Annotated in this window: 17 protein-coding genes and 1 pseudogene; all 18 read right to left on the bottom strand. The window is 43.0% G+C overall.

Annotated features, from left to right (window positions below; all coding sequences use genetic code 11):
• Positions 1-28: 28 nt before the first annotated feature.
• A complete protein-coding gene (locus tag LGAS_RS07325; protein ID WP_011678953.1) occupies positions 29-268 on the bottom strand; it encodes an SHOCT domain-containing protein in 240 nt (79 codons plus the stop codon).
• Between the two features lie 471 nt (positions 269-739).
• Complete coding sequence (locus tag LGAS_RS07320) at positions 740-1,618, bottom strand: GH25 family lysozyme (protein ID WP_003652797.1); 879 nt, start codon at positions 1,616-1,618, stop codon at positions 740-742.
• Complete coding sequence (locus LGAS_RS07315) at positions 1,618-2,028, bottom strand: phage holin family protein (RefSeq protein WP_003652795.1); 411 nt, start codon at positions 2,026-2,028, stop codon at positions 1,618-1,620. The genes LGAS_RS07320 and LGAS_RS07315 overlap by 1 nt, the downstream gene beginning before the upstream one ends.
• Positions 2,015-2,398: a phage head closure protein gene (locus tag LGAS_RS07310; protein ID WP_003652792.1), complete on the bottom strand. Its 384-nt coding sequence runs from the start codon at positions 2,396-2,398 to the stop codon at positions 2,015-2,017. The genes LGAS_RS07315 and LGAS_RS07310 overlap by 14 nt, the downstream gene beginning before the upstream one ends.
• Entirely contained in the window at positions 2,398-2,676 is a 279-nt protein-coding gene (locus LGAS_RS07305; RefSeq protein ID WP_003671991.1) for a head-tail connector protein, read from the bottom strand. The genes LGAS_RS07310 and LGAS_RS07305 overlap by 1 nt, the downstream gene beginning before the upstream one ends.
• 16 nt (positions 2,677-2,692) lie before the next feature.
• Complete coding sequence (locus tag LGAS_RS07300) at positions 2,693-3,871, bottom strand: phage major capsid protein (protein ID WP_003652790.1); 1,179 nt, start codon at positions 3,869-3,871, stop codon at positions 2,693-2,695.
• Between the two features lie 19 nt (positions 3,872-3,890).
• The gene (locus tag LGAS_RS07295) at positions 3,891-4,562 is read right to left on the bottom strand and encodes a head maturation protease, ClpP-related (protein ID WP_003652788.1); all 672 of its coding nucleotides are present in this window, start codon (positions 4,560-4,562) and stop codon (positions 3,891-3,893) included.
• Entirely contained in the window at positions 4,559-5,824 is a 1,266-nt protein-coding gene (locus LGAS_RS07290) for a phage portal protein (RefSeq protein WP_003652786.1), read from the bottom strand. Before LGAS_RS07290 ends, LGAS_RS07295 begins: the two co-directional genes overlap by 4 nt.
• 28 nt (positions 5,825-5,852) lie before the next feature.
• Positions 5,853-7,472: pseudogene (locus tag LGAS_RS07285) on the bottom strand (terminase large subunit).
• Positions 7,473-7,514: 42 nt separating this feature from the next.
• Complete coding sequence (locus LGAS_RS07280; protein ID WP_003652780.1) at positions 7,515-7,721, bottom strand: DUF5049 domain-containing protein; 207 nt, start codon at positions 7,719-7,721, stop codon at positions 7,515-7,517.
• A 2-nt stretch (positions 7,722-7,723) separates the two neighbouring features.
• Positions 7,724-8,344, bottom strand: a complete 621-nt coding sequence (locus LGAS_RS07275) for a hypothetical protein (RefSeq protein WP_003652777.1) — start codon at positions 8,342-8,344, stop codon at positions 7,724-7,726.
• Between the two features lie 72 nt (positions 8,345-8,416).
• Positions 8,417-9,643, bottom strand: a complete 1,227-nt coding sequence (locus tag LGAS_RS07270) for a site-specific DNA-methyltransferase (RefSeq protein WP_003652775.1) — start codon at positions 9,641-9,643, stop codon at positions 8,417-8,419.
• Positions 9,643-10,185, bottom strand: coding sequence for a P27 family phage terminase small subunit (locus LGAS_RS07265; RefSeq protein WP_011678951.1), 543 nt, complete (start codon positions 10,183-10,185; stop codon positions 9,643-9,645). The genes LGAS_RS07270 and LGAS_RS07265 overlap by 1 nt, the downstream gene beginning before the upstream one ends.
• Before the next feature lie 118 nt (positions 10,186-10,303).
• Complete coding sequence (locus tag LGAS_RS09835; RefSeq protein WP_252181791.1) at positions 10,304-10,483, bottom strand: HNH endonuclease; 180 nt, start codon at positions 10,481-10,483, stop codon at positions 10,304-10,306.
• Positions 10,484-10,827: 344 nt separating this feature from the next.
• Entirely contained in the window at positions 10,828-11,295 is a 468-nt protein-coding gene (locus LGAS_RS07255; RefSeq protein ID WP_003652769.1) for a hypothetical protein, read from the bottom strand.
• Complete coding sequence (locus LGAS_RS07250; RefSeq protein WP_011678950.1) at positions 11,292-12,644, bottom strand: DEAD/DEAH box helicase; 1,353 nt, start codon at positions 12,642-12,644, stop codon at positions 11,292-11,294. The genes LGAS_RS07255 and LGAS_RS07250 overlap by 4 nt, the downstream gene beginning before the upstream one ends.
• On the bottom strand, positions 12,625-12,906 hold the full coding sequence (locus LGAS_RS07245) for a VRR-NUC domain-containing protein (protein WP_003652766.1): 282 nt from the start codon (positions 12,904-12,906) through the stop codon (positions 12,625-12,627). The genes LGAS_RS07250 and LGAS_RS07245 overlap by 20 nt, the downstream gene beginning before the upstream one ends.
• Positions 12,907-13,107: 201 nt before the next feature.
• The gene (locus tag LGAS_RS07240; RefSeq protein ID WP_025012221.1) at positions 13,108-15,357 is read right to left on the bottom strand and encodes a phage/plasmid primase, P4 family; all 2,250 of its coding nucleotides are present in this window, start codon (positions 15,355-15,357) and stop codon (positions 13,108-13,110) included.

Genomic DNA, 15,357 nt, shown 5'->3' with positions numbered 1-15,357 from the left:
ACAACCCTCCTTTCGTCAGTGTGGTATGTTAGCTCTGAAGGCTTGATGTATCAACGTTTCCGGGCCCTAATAATGGTGGAAATGATTGTTTATTTAAGGAATCAATGTCTTTAAATTCGGTGGGCGAAATAAGGCCTTTATTAAGTAGAGTCTGGATGATCTGTTTTGCTTGTTGGTAATGCAAATCGTTCAATAATTGCTCTGAACTAATATTCGTACTTGTTGCTATTAGTGGTTGATGAGTCACTGGTTGTACTTTTTTTACCATGTTTAATTACCTCCACTGATAAGCCAGAACAAGCGGAAAAGTAAACCATGGTAAAAGAAAAAAGCTGACAGAAAACTGCCAGCTAAAAGTTGAAAAATCAAAATATATCAGATATCATTAGTAAATGAAAAGAGAGCAACGAGCGGCATCTCGTTACCCTCAAACGCAGTTCAGGTGACTGAAGGATAGCTAACCGTTATGGTTAGCTTTTTTTATTATCGCGTAGGCTTTAGCACAGTCAATGACTAGCTGGCCGATTGCCACGATAACTAAGGCGGCATTAATTGCTGCTCCTCCAGTCCTTTCCTAAATAACATGACTCTCACCTCCACAGTTCAGATTATTTGAGGGGTGTGTAGCCACGTTAACTGCTAAGTCTTTCATGATGGGAGCGACCCATCAAGTCCGACCTAATAGCATTTTATCATAGAAACAACAAAAAGCCTGCAGACCGGAGTCCACAGGCATAAATCAGAGTAATTGATTGACACGTTTTTGAATTTGAATTGGATCATAACCAGCTTGTTTCAAACGGGTAATTCGCTCATTACCATTTCCCCAGGAACCACGGATAACTTCACGGGCAATTTGGTCGACTGACTTACGATTCAATAATTTATTAACTTTTTCTTGCACGACTGAGTAGTCGTAACCCGCAGCAGTTAAACGTTTTTGACGATCGACACCATTACCCCATTGCCCATTCAATACTTCTGCAGCCAGCTGATCAGGATTTTTTCTGGTGACTGGCTGTTTTTTGTCAATTACTGCTGCATAGTCAATGTAGGCATAATCTAGGTCGCAGTTACCACTGACACCTGGAACAGAACCAGTTGAATAATGCTGCCAAATTCCATAGTTGCCACCATAGTTACAACGTGGACCATATTCGGCTATCCAGATTGCATAACGCTGAGCAACAGTGGGAGAGATGTAATTTTGCAGTGGTGAACGAGAAATATATAAACCCGCATAGCAACCATTCTGTTCCAAAACGCTACAGAAGCTTTTTACTAAGCTATCACAAAAGTTGCGTCCGTTAGCAAATTGCCACTTTTCTTCCAAATCAAAGTAGATTGGATAATCAAAGTGCCGATTACCAAGGACGGTTAAGCAAGCCCGAGCTTCGTTGGCTGCATCAGCAGGTGAAACTGCATAGGAGTACCAGTAGGCCCCAACTTGCAAACCTGCCGCTTTGGCTTGTGCATAGTGTTCCGCAAAATAATGATCTACTTGGCTAGCAGAACGACCGTAGCCAGCTCTAATTAGGACGAATTTTACGCCGCTTGCTTTGACTGCATTAAAATCAACGTGACCTTGCCATTCAGAAATATCGATTCCTGGAATCATTACTTGTCACCATCCTTATTATGAAGTTGTTGAAGAACATTTTTTAATTTATCGGGTACAGGTAATCCTAATCGACTCGTGTTTTCTAATAGAGAAATACCTTCGTTAGAGATATAGAAGAAAATGGTTGCTGTGCGAATTGCGGAGCCATTTTTTAGTAAATACACATCAAGACAGTGAGCAATGCCAACCAATAATAGAATTAAAACCTTGCGGGTAAGCCCGCGAAATCCAATCTCACTGGATAATTTATGTTCACTAACGGCGCAAAGAACTCCGGTGATATAGTCCACGACCATAAAAATCAGGAGAATATATAGGAAACCATCGAGTCCTCCTAAAAACCAGCCAAGGAAAGCGCCAATAGCTCCGAAACACGTATTGATTACCGTTAAACTAGTTGTCTTCATTTGGATTATCAACTCCTTTCGAATATTCGGCCTTGATCTCCATATACTCGTGGTTGTATTTAACATCGTCAATGAAGCCAATATTGTAGCCACGTCCTTCAAACCATATATTGGTTTCTTCATCAATATCATCGCGATATCGAATGATGAATGATAATTGCTTTTCCAATTTTACGGTGACAGCGGTGTAATACTCTTGTCCGTGCAGGGCGGAAACTTTTGCCCACACATCACCCAGACGTACATCCTTGTACATTGACATTCCAGTATTAGGATTTTCGCCGACATATTTCTTCTTCATTAGCGTTATGCGCCGGTCTAATTCACCAATATCAACAATCTTACTAACACGTTTGTTTTGTTGTTGCATTAAAACTCCTCCTTCCGGTAAGGAGACAAGATGGCCCGGAGAAATTTGATCATGGCATCAAAATCGGCGGTTTCCCGATATTCGTAAAGGTAAGCCACGGTATAAAGAATTGCGGTATGAATATCATCGGGGAGGGGGTCGAATGCGGATAGTGGTTGACGAAGTACATTCTCGACTGTAGCTGTTGCCGATCCAATTAACTTCGTAATTAGGTCATCCTCAACAGTGTTATCCACCCTCAGGTAGGCTTTTGCTTCGGCCAAAGTAATAGCAGCCACATTTCATCAATCCTTTCTATTTAGCAGCCATGGACAAGGTTTTAATTGCTTCTGGTAGGATAACTTTACCGTCAACTCGTTGTGAGCCTAAGAAGCCAACTTGACCAGTTACGGCATAAAGTTCATTCAGACGTTTGAAGGTTCGTCCTTCTCGATCTGCAATCCAGTAGTAGTTAAAGTCACCGAAAAGAACTGGCTTATTAGCAGCAGCCAATGTCGGCATGAATGGACTAGTGTAAACCGGACAGTTAAGAATTCGGTCTGGTTGGCCTACCTGAACGGAAGGTTGCCAAATGTATTGGTCGTTCTTATCTTTCATTTTGCGGATGGCTTTCACGGTATCATCGTTCATCAAAAAGACAGCGTTTTGACGATATGGCGCCTTTAAGGAATAGAAAAGGTCAATTAAATCATCAAAAGTTAACGCATCGGCCTTGGCAGCTGTGGATCCGGCTGAAGCGCCATTAGTGTCGGTTAGGATACCAGTAGGTTGACCAGTACCGGTACCGGTTAAAAAGGCCTGTTCTTCAGCATTACCGAGTCGGCGTCCAAATTCATCGGAGAGATAAGACATCAAATCAAATGCGGAATCGTTTAGTAATTCTTCTGATACTTTGATCAGGGTCCCCAACTTATGTGCGCCTAGTGACACCTGACTAAATTGAGTGTTGGACTCTGTGTAGGCCGCTTCTTCTTCGAGCCAGGCTGCAGTACCTTCACTGGCTACCACTGGAATTTTGTGTTCGCCGCTATTGGTTTGGATGACATGACTGATCGTTCGCAGCACGTTTGCTTCTTGCAACTTTTGGATAAGTTGGTTTTCAAATTCGTCGGGCACTAAGAAACCACCATCGGGGTCCGCACCTTCCTTAAGAGCATCCACGACGGCATGTCCACGCATCATTTTCCAGAAATCTTTTGCATGAGCATCCTGTCTCTTTGGTAGCTGATCAGCAGTTGGGGAATTAGTAAGGGCCTTACAGGTAGGTTGGTTCAGTGCCACTTCAATTTCTGCCTGCTTGTGCCGTCGATTGATTTCCTTACCTAAGTCGACAACTTCTTGCTCCATCTTTTCATAACGGGCATTGTCTTCGGCTGAGAGTACATCTGATTCCTTTTGCTTAGCATTTAGGAAATCCTTTGCTTGTTTCCAAATACGGGCACGCTTTTCTTGTAATTCAGTAATTTTACTCATTGATAAGTCCTCCTAAAAATTAGTGTGATAACAAAGAAAGCCGCTTTTGCAGCGACTTTACAGAGATATTAGATTTTGCTTGTGGTTTTAGCTTGTTCAATAGAACCAATTCAGATTGTTTATCTGAATATGAGTAACAATCCGTGACATCTTTGTTTTGACCTAGCATATCGTCAGCGAACCCCAACTCAATCGCTTTATTGACATTCATCCAGGTTTCATCATCCATCATGGATGAAATTTTTTCTCGAGGAAGGTTTGTTTTAAGTTCATAGGCATTGATAATTGATTCTTTGGTTTCAGCTAACATTTGTGCAGCTTGATCAAGATCTTCTTTTTGTCCACCAACAATGGTTAATGGATTATGGATCATGATCATCGCGGTTGGGACCATGGAAACTTTTGTGCCTGCCATGGCGATGACTGATGCTGCCGAAGCAGCAATACCATCAATTTTGACGTTCACGTTATCGGGATAATTCATTAGCATCGTGTAAATGCGACTGGCAGCGACACAGTCACCACCGGGAGAATTTAACCAGAGATCGATCGGCCCTTTCCCTTGACTTAATTCATCTTGAAATACTTGAGGAGTGACTTCATCATCAACCCAGCTATCTTCAGCAATTGTACCGTTAATAGTTAATACACGTTGATTCTGAGGGCCACTCCAGTTCCAGAAACGTTTCATTCTTTTGGTTCCTCACTTTCTTTAGATGGTTGAGAACTATAGAAGTTACCAGCTTGGTTGAGTGGCAGCATATTGCCATTTACCAAGTATTCGTCACTGCCTTCATTAGTAGGGATGCGGTTTAGATCTTCAAGTTCTCGAATATCATTTGCAGACAGCCAACCATTTTGGCGCCCAATAGCATAGCCATTCATTCGGCTTTCGTAATCGCCACGTAGTAATCCATCAACATTGAATTTGACGAAAAACTTTCGTTGATCATCAGCGGAAAGAAGCTGTTGATTCATAGCTTGTTCCCAGCGAATGCACCAAGGGTTCAGGGTGTACTTTACAAATTCTAGTGATTGTTGCTCGATATTTGAGAATGTCGAACGATCTAGGTCACCAACCATATGCGGTGGTACACGAAAAATTCTGGCGATTTCGTCGAGTTGGAATTTTCGAGTATCAAGAAATTGCGCTTGGTCGGGTGGAATGGAAAGCTGATGAAAAGTCATTCCTTCTTCCAAAACAGCAATGCTGTGATTATTAGATCCCGAAAATTGTGATTGCCAACTTTTCCGGAGCCGTTCGGGATCTTTGACTACATTAGGATGCTCGAGAACACCACCAGGTGTGGCATCATTTTTGAAAAAGGTGGCCCCATATTGTTCGGCAGCCATGGATAATCCAATAGCATTCTTAGCCATAGCAATAGGACTGTAACCAATCAAACCATCAAATCCTAACCCTGCGATGTGAAGGACTTCATCGGACAAGAGAATTACTTGCTTCGATTTATTCTTTGCCTGGTAATCATCATAGTTGCGAGTATAGGTGTAGTAGATTTCACCGTTAGCAGCACGGTTAACGTCCATTCGATCTGGCATCAAAGGATAGAGCCCAGTGATCTTGCCTTGACCGTTTCGAATGATTTGTGCATAGGCATTACCCCACAGTAATAAATGGTTCATCATGGTTTCGCGAAAGATAAAACTGGTCATTTCTGGATTTGGCGCATCATGAAGCAAAAAATAAAGCGGGTGGTTAATTGCCCGCCTTTTCCCACCATCGCTGGTATATTGATAAATATGGAGTGGCAGTTCAGCTAATCCTTCAGCCAAGACTCGAACACAAGCATAAACTGCAGTATTCTGCATTGCGGTGCGTTCGGTCACATTTTGGCCAGCCATCGAACTGCCGAAGAAAAATGACATGGTGCTGGATAGGGTGTTTTTGGGTGAAGCTTTATTGGTATGGAACAATTTATTAAATAGACTCATGGCATCAACTCCTTTCAGTTCTTCGCAATTACAACATCAATAAACCTCGACCATCATAAACAGAATCACCATTATCCTCATTTCGGATAGCACGATCCAGTCCCATAATGGTGGCCACTACGCCATCAATTTTTTCGGTTGACTTAGCCTTATCAGGTTTGATATTCCCGGCTGGGTCAGTGCGGATGTAGATGTTGTCCATCATCCAGCGTAATACTGGGTGACCACCATGAGCGATCTTCTTTTCCAGAGTTAATCGCATTAGTTCTTTAGTTGGTGGGGTCATATCTTTAAATCCCTGACCAAATGGAACTACAGTGAATCCCATACCTTCGAGATTTTGAACCATTTCTACCGCACCCCATCGGTCAAAGGCGATTTCTTTGATGTGGTATTTTTTACCAAGATCATCAATAAATTGTTCAATAAAACCGTAGTGAACTACATTTCCTTCTGTTGTTTGCAGATAACCCTGTCGTTTCCAAATATCATATGGAACATGATCACGCCGAACTCGTAAGTCAACATTATCTTCGGGGATCCAAAAATAGGGCAGAAGGGTATAACCTTCAGAATCATCCCTTGGTGGAAACACTAGAACAAAAGCAGTGATATCGGTAGTCGACGACAGGTCGAGTCCGCCGTAACAATCTCGTCCCCGTAGTTCATTAGGATCAACTGGGAAAGCACAAGCATCCCATTTATCCATGGGCATCCAACGAACGTCCTGTTTTACCCATTGGTTCAAACGAAGCTGTCGGAAGGTATTTTCCTCTGCTGGATTTTCCTTGGCAGAGTTGTAGGCGTCTTTGACTTTCTCCATTTTGACTGTAATTCCTAAAGAAGGATTAGCTTTTTTCCAGACTTCGGGGCTCGACCAATCCTCATCCCGATCAGCACCATAAATTACTGGGTAAAAGCGGGGGTCATGCTTTCAACCTTTCATGATATCAATTGCTTTTTGATGGACTTGATAACAAATAGAATGCTCATCAGTGCCAGCGGTTGTGATTAAGAAGTAGAGGGGCTGAGTTCTGGCATCCCCCGATCCCTTCGTCATAACATCATAGAGTTTCCGGTTTGGTTGAGTATGCAGTTCATCAAATATAACTCCGGACACATTAAAACCATGTTTAGAATAAGCATCAGCAGATAGAACTTGATAAAAGCTATTAGTTGGTTCGTAGATCAACCGCTTCTGTGAAGCAAGAATTTTACAACGTTTCTTCAGGGCAGGATTCATACGTACCATATCAGCAGCAACGTCAAAAACAATTGCAGCTTGTTGCCGATCAGCTGCACAGCCATAAACCTCTGCACGTTCTTCACCATCGGCACAGCAGAGTAACAGGGCGATGGCGGCAGCCAGCTCTGATTTACCTTGTTTCTTTGGAATTTCTACGTAAGCAGTATTAAATTGACGGTAGCCATCGGGCTTTAAGATGCCAAAAATATCTCGAATAATTTTTTCCTGCCAATCGATGAGGTCGAAAGGCTTGCCTGCCCAGGTTCCCTTTGTGTGGCACAGGCATTCGATAAATGACACTGCAAAGTCAGCAGCATCTTTATCGTAGGTAGAATCCTTAGCCATAAACCTAGTTGGTGTGTAGTCTTTTAGCTTTCGCAAGAGGGCATCACATCCTTTCATTGATACTAAAAAAGCACTGAGAGTGAACTCAATGCTTGGTAGCTAATTAAATTTACCGGTTAAGATCAGGTTGATGTATCCGGCGCGGTCAGTGGTCAAATAGTCGATCAGATCGTGGCAATTATAGTAATAAGCGAGCCGCTTTACGTTTTCAACATCAAACATATTTACTTCACCGGTATTGCGAATTTGTAATACCTGTTGGCGAATACGATCACGTTTGGCTAATTCATCTTTGATTTTGTTCATGACTAAGCCTCCTGGTTCTTAAAAGCAGCCGATCCGGTTAAATTTTTGAGTAGCACTTTCCGTTGGGTCTTGTATTGGGGACCAATAAAACCCAAACGCAGTAAAAAGCAGCGGAAAGCATATTTTTCATTACTCTCATCACGTGGCGTTGACATAATTCGCTGATGACTCTTTGCGTATTGCACTAATTTATCGATCAATTGTTGATAAGCTGGAGCGTCATCAGTGTTAACTTCGGTGAACCAATCGAAGGATACACGTTGGTCATCAATTGTGAGAGACAAGGAATTCAGTTGGCAAGCGTCTTTGATTGATTGTCCTTTTGCCCAGATTAAATGGCGTAGGTTATCTAGATCTTGGTCAGTAAGCTCATTGCGGCGATATGTTATGTTCAACTTGACCGTCTCGCTGGATGTGAATCCCTGTTGCTTAAGATATGTTACTAATTCAGCAGGAATCTCATCTGGGGATAAAAGATTGCCATCCTTGCTGACGGTGTATTTACCAATCTGGTATGCATAAGTTGGTGTGTACTGATACTCTGCCCTTTGCTGAGTGTATTCAGCAATCTGTTCGACTAGCTTTTTGCGCTGTTTACCATGAACATTAAAATTAATTTCCATAGTATGTACCTCCTTGTTTGATTACTGTATACATCACTCTAGAAGATACAGATAGCAAGGACTTTCGAGGAATTAGGCCGGTTTTTTTAGCTTATTGTACGGAATTATGTGACCAACTCTTTCCACACTGACTTCTTGATCTGAACCCACTTGTTCGATATAGCGATTAACGATGACATCGCAGTACTTAGGATCGAGTTCCATCATGTAACAAATTCGGTTAGTCTGTTCACAGGCAATGAGGGTAGATCCAGAACCACCAAAGGGATCCAGAACTGTACAGTTAGACATTGTCGAATTCATGATTGGATAGGCAAGCAATGGAACAGGCTTCATTGTTGGGTGTTCCTTACTTTGCTTCGGACGGTCAAATTCCCAGATGGTTGATTCTTTGCGCCCGGTATACCACTCGTGCTTACCATCTTGTTTCCAACCATAAAGAACTGGTTCGTGTTGCCATTGATAGGGTGAACGTCCTAAGACAAGGGATTGTTTTTTCCAGATACAGCAACCGGATAAATAGAAATCAGCATCTCGAAATGCTCGCCGAAAGTTTAACCCTTCAGTATCAGCATGGAAAACATAGATACTGGCATCATTGGCCATTACCTTATTCATGTTTTGGAAAGCGGCTAGTAAAAATTGATAGAACTTATCATCATCCTGATGGTCGTTCTTAATCTTGCCGGCTTTGCTTTGGTAATCGACATTGTATGGTGGATCGGTAAGAACAAGGTTAACTTTATGATCACCAAGCAACTTTTGGTAACCTTCACCTTTTGTAGCATCACCACAAAATAGGGTGTGCCGTCCTAAATGCCAGAGGTCGCCAGCTTTAGAAAAAGTCGGTTTATTCAACTCGCTATCTACATCGAAATTATCGTCATGAGTATCACCTTCGGTAGCAAGCAAGTCAGATATTTCATCCTCATCAAAACCAGTTAATGAAATATCCAGGTCACTGGCTTGTAAGTCAGTCATCAACAAAGCTAACTTGTCCTTATCCCAATCACCGCTGATCTTGTTGAGAGCAATGTTCAGCGCTTTTTCTTTTTCTTCGTCTAAGTTGACAACTACACACTCGGCTTCTTTGATCCCTTCATTCTGGAGAATCTTTAACCGCTGGTGTCCGCCGACTACGCGACCAGTTTGTTGGTTCCAGATGATTGGATCAACGTAGCCGAATTCTTTCATTGAGTGTTTTAGCTTTTCGTAGTCAGGATCACCTGGCTTTAAGTCTTTTCGTGGATTGTAATCCGCGGGGATGAGGTCCGTTATTTTCTTCTTAACAAATTTCATTAGTTCATTCCTTTCCGTGAACGGAGCAAGCGTTCCATCACATCGTCCTGTGGTGTAGATCCTTGGTAAGTTGTAGCGTTGTTTTCTTTAACAACCTGAAAAATTTGAAACCATAATTGGCTGGATTGTTTCATGTAGTCGCGGCTCATTGATACGTAAGGGGAAGCAATTGCGTTCCCAGTTGTTGGGTGGCGGGCAAGAAAACCAAATTTTGAGATACATTCTTCACACTGAATCCAACGGCTTACACTTACCGCATATTGTTCAATCAGCTGAGTATTAACTAGCTTTTCACAACCACGCTCGACCAGCCATTCCCAGGTTTCTTTGAAAATATCAGCGGCGTCGAATTCTAAACCATTCTTCTGTTTGGCCTTGAGGTACTTCTTGACTGGCGGCATCACATGGCCTTCCAAATTGGTTGGTGTTGGTAGGTCAATCACCTGAGCATCTTGACCGGCTTGAATTTTGTCGTGAAGTGATTTAGGTTTACGTCCAGCACCGATTCGGGATCCACCACGATTCGTACCATCTTTAGCCAAATCTCTCCCTCCTTCCGGCAGGGGTTAATACCCCCTTTGATTTCGATTTTTTACACACGAAGGCCCAGGCCCGCTCCCGCGCAAAATTTTTTAACGATTCGATGGCCCCCTCCGTGGTCTAATAATGATATCGATGTGGTGTTTTGTGCCAACGATCATCCATTTGCGCAGTAATGCGGGAATGGCATGGCTTGCATAATGCCATTAGATTCTTGGAGTCGTTGTTGCCGCCATGTTCTAGCGGTAGTACGTGGTGAACTTCGGTAGCCTTGGTATATCTTCCTTGACTCAAGCACATTTCACAAAAGGGATGGTGGAGTAAGTATCTTTGTCTGATCCTAGGCCAGCCACGATGATAACGTGGACGACTACGCTTGGGACGTTGGTAACAATTGTAATGAGAGCTGACTTGTTTGGCATGGACATCACAATAAGTGTTGTGGGTGAGCCGCGGGCAGCCAGGATAACGACATGGCTTCTTGGGTGAGTAAGGCATGGAACTCCTCCTTCTTGTAGGCATAAGAAAAGCCCAGCAGGTTAACCTGCCAGGCTGTGATGTTATAAAGCAAATGCCTTGTCCTAATTTTCTACACTATCATCGTAACATGGATAAGCTTCTTGTTTATTCTCCGTTTTACCTTTCTAGTGATGTGCTCCATAGAGCAGGAGAGTGAGATGGTCGATTGCCTTGTTTTTCCTATTGTAAGCAGTGGTCTTAGCAATAAAGAACTTGTCCATCAACAGGGTCAGTCCTTCATTCATCGATTGGTTTGGTGTTCGGTAGCAGGCGTCCAGTACGAAGCGCTCGTTCTCAGACAGCTTTTTCCAGGATGGCTCGAACCACTTGAAGTAAAGACGCGCTTGCTGGTAACGTTCATTCAGTTTAGCGGTTTGATCGATACCGTGGATTAAACGAGGCTCGGTGGGGTTGTCCTTGTTATGGTTGCCAGGGACAAGACCATATTGAGGTGAACTTACACCAATCATCTGCTCCTTGGTTATTTTGAGATCGTCGTGGTAAGAATCAATGATAAACTTCATGCCATCGTAGTCTTTCAATGCTGCAACGGTTGCTCGCCGTTTGTCTAAGTAATTCCACATAATACTCATGCTACAACACTTCCTTTCAAGTTAGCCTTCACCGCATTAATCAAAGCCAACTGAGTTTTATCCTTTTGCTTTAAGGCTGTCATAATGTTTTCATCGATAGTGCCTTCAGTAATGAGATGGTAGATTACTACAGGCTGTTGCTGACCTTGCCGCCATAGTCTGGCATTAGTTTGCTGGTAAAGCTCCAGACTCCAGGTCAGACCATACCAGATTAAGGTAGAGCCACCAGCCTGCAAGTTTAAACCATGACCGGCTGAAGCGGGGTGAATTAAAGCCAGTGGAATTTTACCAGCGTTCCAGTCGTTAATGTCCTGAGTGGTTTTAATCTCACGTACCTGGAAGCGTTGTTTAATTTGTGCTAGGTCATGTTTGAACCAGTAAGCAATGAGTACCGGCTTGCCATTGGCGGCTTCAACTAAATCTTCTAGAGCGTCTAGTTTGCGTTGATGGATTTGCACCACTTGTTGCTGATCATCATAGACACAACCGTTGGCCATCTGGCAAAGCTTATTAGAAAGACTAGCAGCGTTAAGGGCATCGATTTGTTTACCTTGGGTGGAAACCACTAACTGCGCATTTAATTCATCATAAATGGTCTGCTCGCTGGGACTCATCTTTACTGGCACGGTGTTCATTGTTAAGGGTGGTAGTTGCAAGTAGTCCTTGGACTTCATGGAAATGGTAATGTCATCAATAGCACGGTAAATACTTTGTTCTGCACCTGGCTTTGGCTTGTAAGTAAACACCTGATACATGTTGCGCTTGTCGGGGTCAAAATAGTTTGCTCTGTAATATGAGATGAAGCGACCAAGACGTTTACCCATATCCAGCACCCGGAACTCCGCCCACAAATCCATCAAACCGTTGGACGATGGAGTACCAGTCAATCCCACAATGCGTTTAATCAACGGTCGAACTCGTTTTAAGGCTTTGAAGCGTTGGGAGCGATAAGACTTGAAGCTAGACAGTTCATCAATGACGAGCATGTCGTAATCAAATGGAATGGATGATTCGATGAGCCATTTTAAGTTTTCTCGGTTAATGATGTAGATATCGACTTCTTTTTGGGCAGCCTTGACCCGTTGGCTTTTGTTGCCAGTGATTACTGAGTAAGTTAAATCTTTTAAGTGATCCCACTTATTGATTTCTTCCGGCCAGGTTTGCTTGGCAACACGCAGAGGAGCAACAACTAGTACCCGGTGAACTTTATCTTGATGGATGAGTTGCTTGATGGCCGTCAGAGTAATGACACTCTTACCTAAACCCATGTCAAGTAAGATTGCAGCTACCGGATGTTCCAGAATGAACTTGGTCGCGTATTGTTGGTATTCATGCGGCTTGTATTGCATCTAGCATTCCTCCGATCTGTTCAAATTGATCACAAACAAATACTTGGTAGCCAAGCTGCTTTAGTTGGCTAAGTCTTTGTATTTGTAGTGGGCGAGGGTGTTTACCTGGAGACTTCATTTCTACAAACCCCATGTGACCTTCAGGCAGTAGAACCAGTCGATCCGGAACTCCTGTCATTGATGGGGAGGTGAATTTTAGGCAAAGTCCACCACGTTGCTGGGTAGCTTTTACAAAAGCTGATTCAATTCGTTTTTCTAACATTTTGAAAATCCTTCCTAATCGCCTAGCCATCAAGCTTTGTGTAAGTGGTGTTAGGCGATTTACTACTCTTTTCCATATCTCTTTTTTTAAATTTTTTATTTCTATATACAAGTAAGGTAAATGACCATCATGACCAACACAAATTAGCCGAAAAGCTTACTGTGACAGTGAATCTGATGAATCATTCGTGTAAGTTAGGTGCTAGTCGAGAAATTCTGATGCCTTTAAGCGCAGTCCGCGAACATAGGATCCAGTATTCTTACGTTGACGTTGAAAGCCCGCATTCTTAAGGGCCGTGTAAAAGTCAGTGGTACTTCGGGTGTATTCGCCGATACCTTGGCAGTATTCTCGGTACTTTTGATAGAGGTCACCCGATTTTTGCTGATAACTAGAATCAAGTTCGCAATTTTCATTGAGAAAATGACCTAACCAGTCATTATCGGCGTGGTAGTCCTTGACTGCTTTAGTAACTGCTGCCGGAGTAGTTAGCTGGTAATTTTGTTGAATGATTCGTTGCGCGCCCTCAATGATCCATTGCAACACTGCCGGACCGGCTTGTTCGGTTAGGTACTGGGCATAATTTTTAATATCATTGTGTTTGGCAATCGTGGCTTTAAACGGTATTACGATCAATCGCCGCCAGATTCCTTCATCGTTACCGCCCACGTGAGGCAGGTAGTTGGTATAGAGAACGATGGTATGACTAGGTGTAAAAGAGAAGGGCTTCATGTATTTTTTCTCAGCGTAGATTTCATCAGTTGAACAGAGTTGTTTGACAATCGAAGTGTTTAGTCGTTTGCCTTCTTCCAGCTCAGCAGAGATGATTAAGCGTTTACCTTTGACTTCAGCCATTTCTGGTTTGACATTCCGTCGAACACCTGTTGTTAAGGCATCAGCTGAGAGGTGACCAGTATAAGAACCGAGTACATTGGCAATTGTGTTCCAGAAAGTGGATTTACCATTTCGTCCACTGCCATATGCAATAATCAACGCTTCCAAGTAAACCTGACCAATGGCAACGAGTCCCACAATTTCTTGAACGTAATTTATTAGTGCTAGGTCGTTACAAAAGAATGTATTTAGGGCTTCTTGCCAGATTGAATTTCCTTGACTGCCAGGCACACAAGACGTGGACTTAGTAATCAAATCGCTGGCTTGAATTTCTTGTTGCCCATGAATGCCCTGTTTAAGGTTGTAAGGGCCATCAGGAGTGTTTAATAAAAAGGGATTAGCATCGAATTCATTGATTTCTTTTACTAACTTTGGCCGGGCGTTAGTCAAGATTCCATTGATGCCACGGGTGCTCCGTTCCTTGAGAATAAAAGCTTCATAAGCCTTGGCGTTTTGATATTCTTTGAACGTAGCTTGCTGATCATCATTAAAAGTGCGACTAGCCTTCGTTTTGCCCATCGTTTGAAGCGCGCTAGTTACGCCATTTTGTTGGATCACTTGGTAAGCCTTAGTGACTCGTAGTTGAGCATCCGCAAGTTGTTTGTCAGTAAAGCGTTGAACCTCGCCGAGAGCGAGGGGCTCCGATTCTTGCCAAATTTTACCGTCAAACCACATAAAACCTGACTGGTTGGTGTAGCAGACGCGGTCCTTACAGTTGTTAACAAAAACATAGGACTCGCCAGTATCCGAATAATCGTAGGGATGCAGATCATCATTGGGTTGATTATATTCTTCAGGTGGAATATAACCTTTTTTACTGGCCATTCGGTGGCCGAATTTGATAGCACTATGCCAGATGGTTCTTAGTTCTTGTTCTCCCAGTGGCGGTTCACACTTCGCTGCCTCGTCTTGAAAGGCCTGACGTGCTTCGGGAGTATTGCCCAATCGCATAATGATTCGACCAGCAAAGTGGGAGAGAGTTGCATTGCGTTTGCCTTGGCGAATCGATCCGACCTTTTGCTTGGCAAAGTAACGTTGCGCCATCATAAATTGGTCGATGGTTTGGGATCCTTCGTGCCAACTAACTTGTGTACTGGGAACACCAAATACGAAGCGGGCAGCATCGAGAGCATTGTTATCAAAATAGGGGAAATATTCTTGAATTTCATGTTTTAATTCAGCGTAGGTTTTAGCATTATTGATCTCGCTAATTGGAAAGTAGATGTGGAACTTTGGGCGCGGGGCTTTATTGTTCTTAGCTTTCATGTTGTTGCGCGATAATGTAATGGCATAAGAAACGCCATCAAAGTAATTCGCAATGCTGGTAGGATTAATCCAAGCGGCAGAATCATCAGAGTGGTCATTGTCACAATCCATGACTAAGCAGTCAGCTTTGATGAAGTTTGCAATGTTACGTTGGTTATTCTTGAACCGCCCACAAACATGGTCATACTGTACGGCCTGCTGTAATTCTTGGGAGTTAGTGATAATTAGCTGGTTAGGGTAAATAGTGTTACTGGCCTGACCGGAATTGGCTGCTGTTGATAAAGTAAAGTGCAT

Source organism: Lactobacillus gasseri ATCC 33323 = JCM 1131 (genome assembly GCF_000014425.1).
Taxonomy (GTDB): domain Bacteria; phylum Bacillota; class Bacilli; order Lactobacillales; family Lactobacillaceae; genus Lactobacillus; species Lactobacillus gasseri.
Note: the sequence above shows the minus strand (reverse complement) of the source record. Positions and strands in the feature narration are given on the sequence as shown.

Coding starts and splice junctions, on each gene's coding strand:
- LGAS_RS07325 (WP_011678953.1), bottom strand. CDS start 268: ATGGTAAAAAAAGTACAACCAGTGACTCATCAACCACTAATAGCAACA.
- LGAS_RS07320 (WP_003652797.1), bottom strand. CDS start 1,618: ATGATTCCAGGAATCGATATTTCTGAATGGCAAGGTCACGTTGATTTT.
- LGAS_RS07315 (WP_003652795.1), bottom strand. CDS start 2,028: ATGAAGACAACTAGTTTAACGGTAATCAATACGTGTTTCGGAGCTATT.
- LGAS_RS07310 (WP_003652792.1), bottom strand. CDS start 2,398: ATGCAACAACAAAACAAACGTGTTAGTAAGATTGTTGATATTGGTGAA.
- LGAS_RS07300 (WP_003652790.1), bottom strand. CDS start 3,871: ATGAGTAAAATTACTGAATTACAAGAAAAGCGTGCCCGTATTTGGAAA.
- LGAS_RS07295 (WP_003652788.1), bottom strand. CDS start 4,562: ATGAAACGTTTCTGGAACTGGAGTGGCCCTCAGAATCAACGTGTATTA.
- LGAS_RS07290 (WP_003652786.1), bottom strand. CDS start 5,824: ATGAGTCTATTTAATAAATTGTTCCATACCAATAAAGCTTCACCCAAA.
- LGAS_RS07280 (WP_003652780.1), bottom strand. CDS start 7,721: ATGAACAAAATCAAAGATGAATTAGCCAAACGTGATCGTATTCGCCAA.
- LGAS_RS07275 (WP_003652777.1), bottom strand. CDS start 8,344: ATGGAAATTAATTTTAATGTTCATGGTAAACAGCGCAAAAAGCTAGTC.
- LGAS_RS07270 (WP_003652775.1), bottom strand. CDS start 9,643: ATGAAATTTGTTAAGAAGAAAATAACGGACCTCATCCCCGCGGATTAC.
- LGAS_RS09835 (WP_252181791.1), bottom strand. CDS start 10,483: ATGTGCTTGAGTCAAGGAAGATATACCAAGGCTACCGAAGTTCACCAC.
- LGAS_RS07255 (WP_003652769.1), bottom strand. CDS start 11,295: ATGAGTATTATGTGGAATTACTTAGACAAACGGCGAGCAACCGTTGCA.
- LGAS_RS07250 (WP_011678950.1), bottom strand. CDS start 12,644: ATGCAATACAAGCCGCATGAATACCAACAATACGCGACCAAGTTCATT.
- LGAS_RS07245 (WP_003652766.1), bottom strand. CDS start 12,906: ATGTTAGAAAAACGAATTGAATCAGCTTTTGTAAAAGCTACCCAGCAA.
- LGAS_RS07240 (WP_025012221.1), bottom strand. CDS start 15,357: ATGCACTTTACTTTATCAACAGCAGCCAATTCCGGTCAGGCCAGTAAC.